13 protein-coding genes are annotated in these 14712 nt (G+C 70.2%); 7 read left to right on the forward strand and 6 right to left on the reverse strand.

What is annotated here, in order from left to right; translation table 11 throughout:
- Window positions 1–32: 32 nt before the first annotated feature.
- The 4 genes from hemB to ACIOHP_RS47445 all read left to right on the forward strand — a co-directional run bounded on the left by hemB (window position 33) and on the right by ACIOHP_RS47445 (window position 4418).
- Window positions 33–1031: a porphobilinogen synthase gene (gene hemB / locus ACIOHP_RS47430; RefSeq protein WP_327718581.1), complete on the forward strand. Its 999-nt coding sequence runs from the start codon at window positions 33–35 to the stop codon at window positions 1029–1031.
- Between the two features lie 367 nt (window positions 1032–1398).
- The gene (locus ACIOHP_RS47435) at window positions 1399–2202 is read left to right on the forward strand and encodes an SAM-dependent methyltransferase (RefSeq protein ID WP_401897709.1); all 804 of its coding nucleotides are present in this window, start codon (window positions 1399–1401) and stop codon (window positions 2200–2202) included.
- Between the two features lie 56 nt (window positions 2203–2258).
- Window positions 2259–3458, forward strand: a complete 1200-nt coding sequence (locus ACIOHP_RS47440) for a PLP-dependent aminotransferase family protein (RefSeq protein ID WP_401897711.1) — start codon at window positions 2259–2261, stop codon at window positions 3456–3458.
- Between the two features lie 111 nt (window positions 3459–3569).
- Entirely contained in the window at window positions 3570–4418 is an 849-nt protein-coding gene (locus tag ACIOHP_RS47445) for an arylamine N-acetyltransferase (RefSeq protein WP_401897713.1), read from the forward strand.
- On the opposite strand, the gene ACIOHP_RS47450 is transcribed toward ACIOHP_RS47445, so the two are convergent.
- Window positions 4388–5161, reverse strand: a complete 774-nt coding sequence (locus ACIOHP_RS47450; protein WP_401897716.1) for a DUF4253 domain-containing protein — start codon at window positions 5159–5161, stop codon at window positions 4388–4390. The genes ACIOHP_RS47445 and ACIOHP_RS47450 overlap by 31 nt on opposite strands.
- A gap of 193 nt (window positions 5162–5354) precedes the next feature.
- Between ACIOHP_RS47450 and ACIOHP_RS47455 the strand changes: the two genes are divergently transcribed.
- Window positions 5355–6935, forward strand: a complete 1581-nt coding sequence (locus tag ACIOHP_RS47455; RefSeq protein WP_401897717.1) for an RNA polymerase sigma factor — start codon at window positions 5355–5357, stop codon at window positions 6933–6935.
- On the opposite strand, the gene ACIOHP_RS47460 is transcribed toward ACIOHP_RS47455, so the two are convergent.
- Both ACIOHP_RS47460 and ACIOHP_RS47465 read right to left on the reverse strand, forming a co-directional pair.
- Window positions 6932–7111, reverse strand: a complete 180-nt coding sequence (locus tag ACIOHP_RS47460; protein ID WP_401897718.1) for a DUF397 domain-containing protein — start codon at window positions 7109–7111, stop codon at window positions 6932–6934. The two genes, ACIOHP_RS47455 and ACIOHP_RS47460, sit on opposite strands and share 4 nt — an antisense overlap.
- Window positions 7108–7935, reverse strand: a complete 828-nt coding sequence (locus ACIOHP_RS47465) for a Scr1 family TA system antitoxin-like transcriptional regulator (RefSeq protein WP_401897720.1) — start codon at window positions 7933–7935, stop codon at window positions 7108–7110. Before ACIOHP_RS47465 ends, ACIOHP_RS47460 begins: the two co-directional genes overlap by 4 nt.
- Window positions 7936–8048: 113 nt before the next feature.
- Between ACIOHP_RS47465 and ACIOHP_RS47470 the strand changes: the two genes are divergently transcribed.
- On the forward strand, window positions 8049–8471 hold the full coding sequence (locus ACIOHP_RS47470; protein WP_361547186.1) for an ATP-binding protein: 423 nt from the start codon (window positions 8049–8051) through the stop codon (window positions 8469–8471).
- 31 nt (window positions 8472–8502) lie between these two features.
- Here the strand turns inward: ACIOHP_RS47470 and argS are convergent, their stop codons facing one another.
- Window positions 8503–10269, reverse strand: coding sequence for an arginine--tRNA ligase (gene argS / locus ACIOHP_RS47475; protein WP_361547183.1), 1767 nt, complete (start codon window positions 10267–10269; stop codon window positions 8503–8505).
- Window positions 10270–10539: 270 nt separating this feature from the next.
- Here argS and lysS point away from each other — a divergent pair, with 270 nt between their 5' ends.
- A complete protein-coding gene (lysS, locus tag ACIOHP_RS47480) occupies window positions 10540–12270 on the forward strand; it encodes a lysine--tRNA ligase (protein WP_401897722.1) in 1731 nt (576 codons plus the stop codon).
- Window positions 12271–12340: 70 nt separating this feature from the next.
- Here lysS and ACIOHP_RS47485 read toward each other — a convergent pair whose 3' ends face one another.
- Entirely contained in the window at window positions 12341–13597 is a 1257-nt protein-coding gene (locus ACIOHP_RS47485; RefSeq protein ID WP_361547177.1) for a DUF2637 domain-containing protein, read from the reverse strand.
- A gap of 92 nt (window positions 13598–13689) precedes the next feature.
- Window positions 13690–14619 (reverse strand): DUF3558 family protein, encoded by a 930-nt coding sequence (locus ACIOHP_RS47490; RefSeq protein WP_401897725.1) that lies wholly within the window; start codon window positions 14617–14619, stop codon window positions 13690–13692.
- Window positions 14620–14712 lie beyond the last annotated feature (93 nt).

Here is a 14712-nt window from a genome sequence, read left to right on the forward strand (position 1 = left end):
AGGGGGGTGTGGGGCGGGCGTAGCGTAGGGGTATGACGACGTACGGATCCTTTCCCGGCAGCCGGCCGCGGCGGCTGCGGACCTCCCCCGTCATGCGGCGGATGGTCGCCGAGACGAGGCTGCATCCCGCTGACTTCATCCTTCCCGCCTTTGTGCGGGAGGGCGTGAGCGAGCCGGTGCCGATCGAGGCCATGCCGGGAGTGGTGCAGCACACCCGGGACAGTCTGAAGAAGGCCGCCGCCGAGGCTGTCGAGGCCGGGATCTCCGGGATCATGCTGTTCGGGGTGCCCGAGGAGTCCAAGAAGGACGCTCTGGGGACACCGGGGACCGATCCGGACGGGATCCTCCAGGTCGCGCTGCGGGATGTGCGGGCCGAGGTCGGTGACGAGCTGCTCGTGATGTCCGATCTGTGTCTCGACGAGACCACCGATCACGGGCACTGCGGGGTGCTGGACGACCAGGGGCGGGTCGACAACGACGCCACCCTGGAGCGGTACGCCGAGATGGCTCAGGTGCAGGCCGATGCCGGGGCGCATGTCGTCGGGCCCAGCGGGATGATGGACGGGCAGATCGGGGTCGTGCGCGACGCCCTCGACCAGATCGGGCGGGAGGACGTGGCCGTCCTCGCGTACACCGCGAAGTACGCGTCCGCCTTCTACGGGCCCTTCCGGGAGGCCGTCGGGTCCTCGTTGCGGGGCGACCGGAAGACCTACCAGCAGGACCCCGCCAACGCGCGGGAGTCGTTGCGGGAGTTGGCCCTCGATCTGGAGGAAGGGGCCGACATGGTGATGGTGAAGCCCGCCGGGCCCTATCTCGACATCCTGGCGCGGGTCGCCGACGCGGTGGACGTGCCCGTCGCCGCCTATCAGATCTCCGGTGAGTACTCGATGGTCGAGGCCGCCGCGGAGAAGGGGTGGATCGACCGGGAGCGGGCCATCCTGGAGACGCTGACCGGGATCAAGCGCGCCGGGGCGCAGAACATCCTCACCTATTGGGCTGTTGAGGCTGCGCGGATGCCGGCGCTTCGGTAGTCGTCGTCGTTGTCTGGGTCGTGGATGTCGACGGGCCTTCGTCGCGGAGGCCCTCGCCGTCCTCGCACGCGGTCAGGGTGAGGGTGGCGAGCACGACCGTCAGGGCTGCCAGGAGGCGGGGTGCGCGGGTGTGCGCGTTCGCTGGCGCGGGCATCGGCAGGGGCCTCTCTGTCGGTTGTCTGTGAGGAGGGGTCTCAGCCTGGTGCCTGGGTGGGTGTGGTGACCATAAGGTGCCGCCCGTTTTGGGACGGGCCGAGTGCGGGACGGGCTCCGAACTGCGGGGATGTCGCGTCCCGGTGGTGCGGTGCGGGACGCGGGAAACGGGAGTCCGCCGTCTCGACGGCCGCTGCGGGCTAGCTTGTTCGTCATGAGCATGGAGATCGACACCACCAAGGCGCATCCCGCGCGCGTCTACGACGTCTTCCTCGGCGGCACCGACAACTACCCCGCGGACCGTGAGGCCGCCGCCGCGGCGCTCGCCGCCAATCCACGCGGATACCTGGATGTGCGGCACAACCGGGACTTCATGCGGCGGGCCGTCACCGAGCTGGCGGAGCGGGACGGGATACGGCAGTTCCTCGATGTGGGGACCGGGTTACCCACCGCGGAGAACGTGCATCAGATCGCCCAGCGGATCCATCCCGAGTCGCGGGTCGTGTACGTCGACAACGATCCCGTCGTGCTCGCGCACGCGCGGGAGCTGCTGAGCGGTCATGCCGAGGGGCGTACCGCCTATCTCGACGCCGGCTTCGAGGAACCCGCGCGCATTCTCGAACGGGCCGCCGAGACGCTGGACCTCGGCCGGCCCGTCGCGCTGTTCCTGGTCGCCGTGTTGCACTTCATCGAGGACGAGGTCGCCTATCCGGTGGTGAGGGAACTCGTCGACGCGCTGCCGCCGGGGAGCCGGGTGGTGCTCAGCCACCTCACGCTGGATCTCAACGCGGCGAACATGCGGGCCGTGCAGGAGACGTACACCGCGCGCGGGTTCTCCTTCGTGCTGCGGTCCAAGGGGGAGGTCGAGCGGTTCTTCGCCGAGAGCGGGCTGGAGGTCGTCGAGCCCGGTGTCGTGCCCGTGCACCGGTGGCGGCCGGACGGGGCCGCCCCTGCGGAGATCGGTGATGTGACCGACGCGGACATCAACGTCTACGCGGGAGTCGGACGCAAGGGCTGATCCCGGATCCTGGAAAGCTGTTTGTAGGCGGCATCTATATCTCTAGGGTGCTCGGCATGACCCTTACGAGCACCTTCGCCGCCCCTCCTTCGCTCGCCTCGCGCGTCCGGTCGACCGGCGGGTCGGCGGTACGGGAGATCCTCGCCGTCACCGCACGGCCCGAGGTCGTCAACTTCGCCGGCGGGCTGCCCGCACCCGAGCTGTTCGACCGGGAGGGCGTCGCGGCGGCGTTCCGGCATGTACTGGAGGAGGCGCCGGGGCAGGCCCTTCAGTACTCGACGACCGAAGGGGAGCCGCGGCTGCGGGAGTTGCTGGCGCGGCGGACGGCGGTGCGGGGGCTGGCCACCGGCGCCGAGGAGCTTCTTGTCACCACCGGGTCGCAGCAGGGCCTGTCGCTGGTCGCCGCCGCACTCGTCGAACCCGGTGACACCGTCCTCGTCGAGGACCCCTGCTATCTGGCGGCACTTCAGGTCTTCGCTCTGGCGGGGGCGCGGGTCCTCGCCGTGCCGGGGGATGCGCGGGGGCCGGATGTGGAGGCACTGGCCGAGCTCGTGGTGCGGGAGCGGCCCAAGTTGTTCTACACCGTCCCCACGTTCCAGAACCCCAGCGGGCGGACCATGTCGGCCGAGCGGCGGGCCGGTGTGGCCGAGGTGGCGGGGCGGTACGGGGTGTGGATCGTCGAGGACGATCCGTACGGGGAGCTGCGGTTCGAGGGGGAGCGGCTGCCCTGGATCGCCTCGTATCCGGGGGCCGAGGACCGGACCGCCCTGCTCGGGTCCTTCTCCAAGGTGATGGCTCCCGGTCTGCGGCTGGGGTGGCTGCGGGCGCCGAGCGAGCTGCGGCGGGCCTGTGTCGTCGCCAAGCAGGCCGCCGATCTGCACACACCGACCGTCAACCAGCTTGCCGCGGCCCGGTATCTGGAGGAGCGGGACCTCGACGCCCATGTGGCCCGGGTCGCGGCCGTGTACGGGGAGCGGCGCGACGCGATGCTGGCGGGGCTGGCCGAGGCGCTGCCGGAGGGGGCGTCCTGGAACCGGCCCGAGGGCGGCATGTTCCTCTGGGCGCGGCTGCCTTCGCACTACGACACGACCGCCCTGTTGCCCGAGGCCGTACGGCATGACGTGGCCTATGTGCCGGGGGCGCCCTTCCACGCGGGGCAGGCCGACCGGGCGACGCTGCGGCTGTGCTTCGTGACGGAGACGCCGGAGCGGATCGGGGAGGGCTTGCGGAGGCTGGGGGCCGGGCTTCGGCTTTGAGCGATTCGGGCTGTGCGCCGGGGTTCGGCTGGAGGTCCTAGGTCTCAAGGAGTGGTGCGGTTGGGGCTGAAGGCTGCGGACGGCGTGGAGCGGTGTGCCTAGGGTTGAGGCATGTCCGACACAGTGGAGTTCGACCTCGACGCGTATCTCGGCCGGATCGGGTGGGAAGGGGAGCGGGTCGCCGACGTGGCGACCTTGCGGGGGGTGCATCTCGCGCACTCCCGGGGCATCCCCTACGAGAACCTCGACGCCATGAACCGCACCGCTCCCTCGCTCGCCGTCGGCGATCTGCTGGACAAGCTGGTCCGCAGCCGGCGCGGGGGCTACTGCTACGAGCACAACATCCTGTTCCTGCACGCCCTGGAGGCGCTGGGCTTCGGGGTGACCAGGCTGGCGGCGCGGGTGATGGTGGGCGCGGACGGGTCGGAGAGCTCGGGCCGTCCGCGCACCCATATGACCCTGCTGGTGGAGGTGCCGGGGGAGACCCGGCCCTATCTCGCCGACGTCGGCTTCGCGGCGATCGGCGCGCTGCTGGAACCGGTGCCGCTGGTGGCCGGCGTCGAGTTCGAGGGCGCGGGGCGGCGCCACCGGCTGGTGCGGGTGACGCACCCGGGCCCCCTGGACCTGTGGGTTCTGGAGACCTATGTACCGGGCTCGGCATGGGGCGCCGGCTGGCGGCGGCAGTACAACTTCACGCTGGACCCCGCCGAGCGGCCCGACTTCGAGGTGGCCAACTGGTACGTCGCCACGCACCCGCGCTCCCCCTTCGTCCAGCGGCGGTTCGTGCAGCGACTCAGCGGCGACCAGCATGTCCTGCTGCTCGGCCAGGAGCTGACCGTGACCTCGCCCGACGGCACGGTCAGCAAGCGGGAGGTCTCCGAGGAGGAGGTCTCACGGCTGCTGGACGAGGAGTTCGGGATCGAGGTCCCTCAGTCCCACCAGAAGGACCACACCGGCTGATCGAGCAACTGGCGTTCGGCGTAGGCCTCCAGGTCGGTGTCGCCGCCCTGCCAGAGGTTGTCCGGGCAGAAGGCGAAGTGTTCGGCGGCCAGGGCCCGCGCCTCGGCGAGTGTCGTGGGCGGGGCCGCCACGGAGAGCCGGAGATGGTCGAAGCCGAGCGCCACAACGCGTATGCCGAATCGGTCCTCCCAGGAGCGGAGCACCGCGCTGAGACGGGCCGTGTCGTCGCCGTGGTTCACCGCGCCCGTCCAGCCGAGCGCCGTCGGGATGTCGGCGCTGCGGCGGGCCGGGACCAGGGCCAGGCGGGGCTCCTTGAGGGGGCCGCCGGCCGAGAGGAAGCCACCGGCGATGTCGCCGGCCGCCGTGTCCGGGTCGGTCGCGGCGGCGGTCGCTTCCGCCAGGCCCGGCCAGTCGCCGGCCTCGGCAGCGCAGCACTCCTCCCAGAAGTCGGCCAGGACCTCCTCCGCGTCGTGATCACCGGGGTACGACACCTCGGCCGGCGCCAACTCCCAGTCCTCCGGGCCGCCGTGGCCCCCGCCGAGGTCCAGGACCACGGGGAGCAGACCGAGCGCGCGGGGCGCCTGCTGGAGGGCGGCCCAGTCGGCCGGGGTCGCCCGGTCGTCGGCCAGCCAGAGCAACGGCTCGTGCCACGGGCCCTCGTCCGTCGTGTCGATCAGCCTGCCCGGCGGAAGACCGAGGCCGAGGGAGGCCAGCCTCGGCAGCGGGTTGGGGAGTGTTGCCATGCCGACGACTGTAGGGGCCGCCACTGACAACGGCCCCTGAAGATCACGGAGGACGCGGTGCACGCACCGGCGGGGGCCGGGAATTGACGTAGTCACCCTGATCTCCGAGGAGTTGAGGTTACGGTGGGCCGAGCGTCGGGGGGCGCGAACGGGCGGCGCGTCGACGGCGCGCCGCGGACGGGAGGGAGACCGCGTGACGGAGCCTGGCCCGGGCGAGGACGACTCCAGGGAGCCGCTGCCGGTCGGCGGCCCCGCGGAGGGCGCTCCCGAGAAGGGCGCTCCGGCAGAAGGGGTCCCCCAACCGTCGTACGGCCTGTCTCCCGAGGACGAAGCGGCGTTCAGCCGCTTCTACGGCACCCATGTGCCCAGGCTGACCGCCTATCTCGTCCACCAGGGCGCTCCGGTGGACCGGGCCGGGGAGTTCGCGCAGGACACGATGGTCAAGGCCCACCGGTCATGGCACGAGATCAGGTCGCACAAGAGCTGGGCCTACACGGTCGCCTACCGGGAGTTCGTCCGCCACGCCACACGCGTGGAGGAACCCGTCGAGGAAGTACCCGAGTCCACGACCCTGCTGCGCCGCCCCGAGGCGACCGAGTCCTGGTTACAGGACCAGGAGATCGTCCGGGTCTTACGGGACCTGCCCGCACGCCAACGGCAGGTGCTGGCCCTCATGCTGGACGGGTGGAAACCGGCCGAGATCGCCAAGCTGATCGAAATCGAGGGCGCGGCGGTGCGGTCGAACCTGTTCAAGGCGCGCAAGGCCGTCGCCCAGCACCTCGCCCCTCGGGGAGGCGCACTGACAGCCGACGAGTGGCTCGCCCGTGAGCACGAGGAGTTCGGCCTCGGCCTCTCCCGGTTCCTGGACCCCGACGCCGGGCTGCGTGAGGCGCGCGAGCAGGCCGGCCGGCACGAGGACGTGGTCCGTGGTCTGGGGCTGGTGCTGGACGTCGAGGGCGGACTGGCCGGCATCCTCCATGCCGAGGACGCGACGGACTCCGCTACGACGGACCCCGCGAACCGCGCCTGGATGTCGGAGGCCGATGTCGCCGAGGCCCTGCGCGCCCTCCCGGTGGAACAGCGGCTGGCCGCGCGCAAGGACCCCGCGATCGCCGCCTGCGTCAGCGGCGAACTCCTGGCCCGCGCACTGGAACTGCTCGACGACCTCGTCCAGGAGAAGAAGCGACTGGGAACCGCCGAGGACTTCCCCGCCCCGTACGTGCAGCGCTTCGCGGACCTCGCCCGGGACTACGCCCGCGCCCGCAGGTTCGCGCTGGCGGAGCCGCCCGCCCTGACTCTCCCCGCCGCCCTCAACCTCGCCGCGGTCTTCGCCCGCACCTTCGAACACGACCTCCGGGCGGCCCGCCACCCCGGCGACAGCGCCCACGCCCTCACCGACATCCTCGACTCCGCCGCCCGCGCCCGGGACCCCGACCGCGTCCGTACCATCGACCTCGTCGCCCGCCCGCTCGCCAGGAGCCTCGCCCTCGAAGCCGGCCACCGGCTCCGCCTCCCGACGGCGGACGGTCTCGTCGCCGCGCTGCTCGACGGCACGCTGGACGACTTCACCGACGCGGACCTCACCGGCGTGAACCCGAACGACCCCGGACTCAACGGCATCCAGTGGTCCGACGCGGGCACCCGCTGGCCGCCCGGCACGGACATCGAGGCGCTGCGGAACAGGTCCGAGGAGACCTCGCCGTACTCCCGCGTGTATGTGCTCGGACGGCGTCCGAAGGGAACGAGCAGGCCTGGGGCGGGAGTTCGGGTCTAGGCGGTCGTCGCGATGAATGCCGACCAGGCGGTTGCCGTGACCTGGAGGGTCGGGCCGGTGGGGGTCTTGGAGTCGCGGATGTGGATGGTGTGGGGGCAGATGGCGATCTCGACGCACTGGCCACCTTCGCTGCCGCTGTAGGTCGACTTGAACCACTGAAGCGCTTCGGTGCTCATTGCTCTCCTAGCAGGCGGTCGAGCAGGCCCGATGAGTCCTGTGGCGTCAGGGCCTGTGCTCGCAGCATCGCATACTTGCGCGCCAGCCTGGACACCTCATCCGCGTCGGAAACCCACTGGCTTCCGCGCTGCGATTCGGTGTAGGCGAGGTGTTGGTGGTCCGGGGTTTCGAGGAGGGTGAACGGGCCGTCCATTCCCGCGTGGCAGGGGCTGCTCAGAGGCAGGAACTGTAGGGATACACAGGGCAGTTCAGCGACCTCGCGCAGATGGCGAAGCTGATCCCGTCGCACCTCCGGCCCGCCGATCATCAAGTGCAGCGCAGGCTCCCAGACGACGAAGCTCAGCGTCGGGGGGTTCTTGCGGTGCAGGATCTCCTGGCGTTCCACACGGCCCGCCACCTTGGTCTCGATCTCGTCCTCGTCGTACGCCGGGACGCGCTCCCGAAGGACGGCTTCCGCGTACGCGCGGGTCTGGAGCAGACCGGGGAGCACCGCGTTGTCGTACCAGGACAGCGCGATCGCCTCCCGCTCATGCTCCATGTACAGCTCCGCCCACATCGGGAACTGGTCGATCTCCGGCAGGTTCGCCACCCCGACCGACAGCATCCCCTTGGTCTGGAGGATCTCGTCCAACAGGGCGGCCAGGTCCGGCTTCAGGGACCTTCTGCCCTGCTCGATCGAGGCGATCGTCTCCTCGTCGACCTTGACCAGCGCGGCCAGGGCGCTCTGGGTGTGGCCCGCGGCGCGGCGGGCCGCGGCCAGTTGCTTGCCCAGCATCTTCATCGAGGTCAGGTTCTTCGGCCGCGGTGGCTTCTTCGCGCTCATGCTGGTCTCAATCCCCCAGGTCCCACGTACGTCACCGGGTGAGAGCCCGTACAAAAATTTCGTACGGGTTCACTCGCTGATCCACGCCGGTGACTCTGCGCGACATTCGTACCGTGAATGAGCAAAGCCAACTCGCCTTCCAGCGCGACCAGTTCTATCGGCGCGACCGCCGTTCCGTGGGCGCCGCCAGGCGGTTCGCGCGATGGTCCCTCGTCCACTGGGGGATCTCGGCGTGGGAGCGGGCCGATGATGTGTCGCTGTGTGTGAGCGAATTGGCGACCAACGCGCTCGTGCACGGGGCGCCGCCGGGGCGGGGCTTCCTGCTGCGGGTGCGGTACGACGGGGCCGTACTGCGGGTGGAGGTGCATGACAGCGGGGGTGGCGAGCCGTGTGTCGCGGAGGAGGCCGACGAGGGTGGGCGTGGGCTGCTGCTCGTCGCCGCGCTCGCCGACAAGTGGGGGGTGGGACAGCGGGACCCCGGCAAGGTGGTGTGGTGCGAGTTCGTCCACCCTGCCGGGGCCCGCGAGCCTGTCTGAGCAACTGGCCTCTGGCTGTGCGCGGTTGCGCTCAGAGCTTCTCGGGCGTCCTGATGCCCAGCAGGGCCATGCCCTGGTGGAGGGTGCGGGCGGTCAGGTCGCAGAGGAACAGCCGGTTCTCCGCGATGTCCTTCGGCGGCTCCGGCTTGATGACCGGGCACTGGTCGTAGAACGTCGTGAAGAGCGACGCCAGCTGGTACAGGTACGCGGTCAGCTTGTGCGGTGCGTACTCCGCCGTCGCCTCCGCGAGCAGGTCGCCGAACGCGTCCAGGTGCAGGCCCAACGCCCGCTCCGCCGGGGCGAGTTCGAGCTCCGGGTGGGCGGTCGGCCGCTTGTCGTCGGCCTTGCGCAGGATCGACTTGATACGGGCGTACGCGTACTGGAGGTAGACCGAGGTGTCGCCGTTCAGCGAGACCATCTGGTCCAGGTCGAACTTGTAGTCACGGCTCGGTGAGGTCGACAGGTCCGCGTACTTCACGGCGCCGATCCCGACGTACCGGCCGTTCTCGACGATCTCCTCCTCGGTCAGGCCCACCTTCTCGGCCTTCTCGCGCACGACGGCCGTGGCCCGCTCGACGGCCTCGTCGAGGAGGTCCTCCAGCTTCACCGTCTCGCCCTCACGCGTCTTGAACGGCTTGCCGTCCGCGCCCAGCACCGTGCCGTAGCCCATGTTGTGCGCGGTGACGTCGTCGCCGAGCCAGCCGGCGCGGCGGGCCGTCTCGAAGACCATCCTGAAGTGCAGCGACTGGCGTACGTCCACGACGTACAGCAGCGTCGTCGCGTCCAGGTCGACGACACGGTTGCGGATCGCGGTCAGGTCGGAGGCCGCGTAGCCGAAGCCGCCGTCCGCCTTCTGCACGATCAGCGGCACCGGCTTGTCGTCCTTGCCGCGGATCTCGTCGAAGAAGACCACGAGTGCGCCGTCGGAGCGTTCCGCGACGCCCATCTCCTCCAGGAGGCGGGCGGTCTCGGGCATGCCCTCGTTGTACGCGGACTCGCCGACGATCTCCTCGTCGCGGATCTCCATGTCCAGCTTCTCGAAGACGGAGTAGAAGTAGACCTTCGACTCGTCGACGAACTGCTGCCACAGTTCGAGGGTCTCCTTGTCGCCGGACTGGAGGGACACGACCCGCTTGCGGGCGCGCTCCTTGAACTCCTCGTCCGTGTCGAAGACCGCGCGCGACGCCTTGTAGACCCGGTTCAGGTTCGACATGGCCTGCTCGCCGTCGACGTCCTCCGGCGGGGCCAGCTCGCCCGGGTTCTCGACCAGGTACTGGATGAGCATGCCGAACTGGGTGCCCCAGTCGCCGATGTGATGCCGGCCGATCGTCTGCTCGCCGGTGAAGTCGAGCATGCCGCGGAGGGCGTCGCCGATGACCGCGGAGCGGAGGTGGCCGACGTGCATTTCCTTGGCGACGTTGGGCTGGGCGTAGTCGACGACGGTGATGCCGGGGTTGTCCTTGAGGGGCACGCCGAGCCGGTCGCCGTCGGCGGCGCGGGCGGCGAGGGTCTCGATGATCGCCTTGTCGGTGACCGTGATGTTCAGGAAGCCGGGGCCCGAGACCTCGACGTCCGCCAGGAGGTCGCCCTTGGTGATCTTCTCGACGACCTGGACGGCCAGTTCCCGCGGGTTCGCCTTCGCCTTCTTGGCGAGGGCGAGGATCCCGTTGGCCTGGTAGTCGGCCCGGTCGCTTCGTCGCAGCAGCGGGTCGACTCCGTCGGTTTCCGGGAGAGCGGAAGTGAGGGCGTCGGCGAGGCGTGCGTTGACGTTCGCGGTGATGGACGTGACCGGGGCCATGGGTATGGGTGCCGTTCTGGTCGGGGGCCGGGTTGACAGTCCCCGCCAGTATCCCACGGGGCCGCAAAGGGGTTTTTCGGTCTCGTGGCCGGGTGCGGGCCCGGTGGGGGCTGGTCGCGCAGTTCCCCGCGCCCCCAGAAAGGCGGCCGCGTCGCCATGGGGCGCGTGCGTGAAAAGGCGTTTTCGCGCTTGCCGAACTAGCTGGGAGAATGGTGACCGCCAGCCGTAGACCGTACCGGCTGCTTCAGGAGAGAAAGAAGGACGTGCCCCGTGGCTCAGAGCACCGAGACCACCGACTGGGTCTCCCGTTTCGCGGATGAGGTCATCGAGGAGTCGGAGCGTCGGGCCCCGGGCAAACCGGTCGTCGTCGCGTCCGGACTGTCCCCCTCGGGGCCGATCCACCTCGGGAACCTGCGCGAGGTCATGACCCCGCACCTGGTCGCCGACGAGATCCGGCGCCGGGGACTCCAGGTCCGGCACCTCATCTCCTGGGACGACTACGACCGTTACCGCAAGGTGCCGGCCGGCATCGTGGGCGTCGACGAGTCCTGGGCCGAGCACATCGGCAAGCCGCTGACCTCCGTGCCCGCGCCGAAGGGATCGGCGTACCCGAACTGGGCCGAGCACTTCAAGGCCGCCATGGTCGAGGCGCTCGGCGAGCTCGGCGTCGAGTTCGACGGGATCAGCCAGACCGCGCAGTACACCTCCGGGGTGTACCGCGAGCAGATCCTGCACGCCATGAAGCACCGCGGTGACATCGACGCCATCCTCGACCAGTACCGGACCAAGAAGGCGCCGCCGAAGAAGCAGCAGAAGCCCCTCGACGAGGCCGAGCTGGAGGCCGCGGAGGGGTCGGGAGCGGCGGACGAGGACGACGGCTCCTCCGGCAGCGCCGGATACTTCCCGTACAAGCCGTACTGCGGCAACTGCGAGAAGGACCTGACGACCGTCACGGCGTACGACGACGACAGCACCGAGCTGACGTACACCTGCGACGTCTGCGGCTTCTCCGAGACCGTGCGACTGAACGAGTTCAACCGCGGCAAGCTGGTCTGGAAGGTCGACTGGCCGATGCGGTGGGCGTACGAGGGCGTCGTCTTCGAGCCGAGCGGTGTCGACCACTCGTCTCCGGGTTCCTCCTTCCAGGTCGGCGGGCAGATCGTCGGGATCTTCGGCGGGAAGCAGCCCATCGGGCCCATGTACGCCTTCGTGGGGATCTCCGGGATGGCGAAGATGTCGTCGTCCAAGGGCGGCGTGCCCACGCCCGGTGACGCGCTCCAGATCATGGAGCCGCAGCTGCTGCGCTGGCTCTACGCCCGGCGCCGCCCCAACCAGTCCTTCAAGATCGCCTTCGACCAGGAGATCCAGCGGCTCTACGACGAGTGGGACAAGCTGGACGCCAAGGTCGCGGACGGCTCCGCCCTGCCCGCCGACATCGCCGCACACGCGCGTGCGGTGCGCACGGCCGACGGCGAGCTGCCCCGCACGGCCCGGCCGCTGCCGTACCGGACCCTCGCGTCCGTCGCGGACATCACCGCCGGGCACGCGGACCAGGCGCTGCGGATCCTGTCCGAGCTCGACCCCGCGAACCCGCTCGGCTCCCTCGACGAGGCCCGGCCGCGGTACGACAAGGCCGAGGCCTGGATCAACACGCACGTCCCCGCCGACCAGCGGACCATCGTGCGGGACGAGCCGGACGTCGAGCTCCTGAAGTCCCTCGACGAGGCCTCCGCGCAGTCCCTGCGCCTGCTGCTCGACGGGCTCGCCGAGCACTGGTCGCTCGACGGGCTGACCCACCTCGTCTACGGCGTGCCCAAGGTGCAGGCCGGGTTCTCCGCGGACGCGACGCCCAAGGAGCTGCCGGCGGAGATCAAGACCGCACAGCGGACGTTCTTCGCGCTGCTCTACCACCTGCTGGTGGGCCGTGACACCGGTCCCCGACTGCCCACGCTGCTGCTGGCCGTGGGTCAGGAGCGGGTGCGGACCCTGCTCGGGGCGTAAAGGCCGGTTCTACGACGAGGGGGGCGCCCGGTGGTTCACCGGGCGCCCCCCTCGTCGTACGCGATCGTGGTTACGCGATGTGGTCCTCTTCCAGCTCCGCGTTGTAGCGGTTCGTGAAGCGGTTGACCATGCGCTTGGACTCGTCCGGCGGAAGCATGAGGCTGAACTCTGCCTCGACGTTCTCGCTGAACTCACGCGGGGTCGGATAGCCGCTGCCGCTTATCGACTTCTTGAAGACCTGGTAGTACGACTCCTCGTCCGGCTCCGGACTGCCGCCGCCCTCACCGAGTTCCCGCGTGCGGCTGGGGCCCACCGGGATGGGGAAGCTGCCGGTCTCCTCCGAGGAAGGCTCCTCGTGGACCGGCCGCTGCTGCTGCTGGTACTGCTCGGCCTGCTGCTGCTCCGCGTACCACTGGGCGTACTGGTCCGGGTCGTACGCCGGGTCGTAGTCGCCCTGGTACTCGATCTGCTGGGGCGGAGCGAACCAGGGGCTCTCCTCCGGCACCTGCTCGTACTGCTCCCCGGCGGGAGCCACCGCCTGCTGCGGGACGGGCGCGGCCTCCACGGCCCGCTGCTGCACCGGCGCCTCGACCTGCGGTGCGGGCACCGGTACCGGCGCCGGGGGGAGCAGCGCGGGCTCGATACCCGCCGCCGCCAGGCCCGCCGGAGCCGTCTCCGCCAGCGGGACCCCGTACCGCGCGAGCCTCAACGGCATCAGGGACTCCACCGGAGCCTTCCGCCGCCAGGCACGGCCGAAGCGGGACCTCAGCCGCGCCTGATAGACCAGGCGCTCCTGCTCCAGCTTGATCACCTGCTCGTAGGAGCGCAGCTCCCAGAGCTTCATGCGCCGCCACAGCAGGAACGTGGGCAGCGGGGAGAGGAGCCAGCGCGTGAGGCGGACACCCTCCATGTGCTTGTCGGCCGTGATGTCCGCGATCCGGCCGATCGCGTGCCGCGCGGCCTCCACCGAGACCACGAACAGGATCGGGATCACCGCGTGCATACCGACGCCGAGCGGATCCGGCCACGCGGCCGCACCGTTGAACGCGATCGTCGCCGCCGTCAGGAGCCACGCCGTCTGACGCAGCAGCGGGAACGGGATGCGGATCCACGTCAGGAGGAGATCCAGGGCCAACAGGACGCAGATGCCCGCGTCGATGCCGATCGGGAAGACGTAACTGAAGTTCCCGAAGCCCTTTTGGATGGCGAGTTCACGGACGGCCGCGTACGACCCCGCGAAGCCGATACCGGCGATGATCACGGCGCCGAACACGACGACGCCGATGAGAACGCGGTGCGTCCGGGTCAACTGCACTGGTGCGGCCACCCGTAATCCCCTCCCCTTGCGTGTTGTTGCGCGCAACAGAGTGGCACATGTGTGCGGCGCACGGGTGGCCGGTAGCGGCCGTCAGCCCTTGTTCAGCTCTTCTTCGCAGCCGACTTGGACGGAGATGCGGACTTCGACGTAGACGTCGAGGGGGACTTGGAGGCCGACTTCGACGCCGACTCGGACGGAGACGGACTCGCCGCGCCCCCCGTACCCGTGCCGCCGCCCGCGTTCGCCTTCGTCACCGCGGCCACCGCCTCCTTGGCCGCCTTCTTCACCAGCTTGGCGAGGCTGTCCGCACTCGGCGTCTTCTCGCCCGCCAGACCCGCCCCGTTGTAGTCGACGGTGACCACGACGTTCTCGACGCGCGTGACCAGCGTCTGCTGCTTGAAGGAGCCTTCCTTTTTCTTCAGGTCGTACGTCACCAGCGTCGCCGCCTCGCCGGTACCCGTGACCGGCGCCGTCTTCGCGTTCTTCGCGCCGTCCACCGACTGGGCTTCCTGGACCTGCTTGTCGAAGTACTCCTGCGCCAGCTTGTCGCCCTCGCCACGCGTGACGTCCGAGTCGAAACGGAGCAACGAGACGTTCAGCCAGCGGAACTGGGAGCCCTTGACGCCGTTGTTGTCGAGGCTCGACCAGGAGCAACTGCCCCGCGTCGCCACATCATCCGACTTACCCTGCTTGCCGGACTTCGGCGCCTTCGGTACGAGATCACCCAACGTGCCCTTGGACAGGGTGTCGCACGGATCGGGAAGCGAGGCATACGTCGCCGCCTGCACCGTCGGCGACGCGCTCACGGACGCGGAGGCGCCGGCGCCGGCACCGGACTCCTTGCCACCGGCGTCGTCCGAGCCGGAGTCCGAGGAACAGCCGGCCGCCACCAGCATCACCGGGACTGCCGCCGCGCCGAGAAGTACCCGGCTCAGGCGCCCCACTCTCCCCCGCTGCCCGAAAGGCGCGGGAGGGACCCCCACGCCACCCTGGTCTCGCTGTGCTGCTCGCTGCATGGTTCCTTCACTCATGACGCTGCTCGTGCTCCTGCGGTCGGCTCGGGTCCGAGGGGCCACGGTACGCGGTGAGGCAGCTGTGCGGCTCTGGTTCACCCGCTTTGCCGA

The organism is Streptomyces sp. NPDC087859, from assembly GCF_044742595.1.
GTDB classification, from domain to species: Bacteria; Actinomycetota; Actinomycetes; order Streptomycetales; family Streptomycetaceae; genus Streptomyces; species Streptomyces canus_F.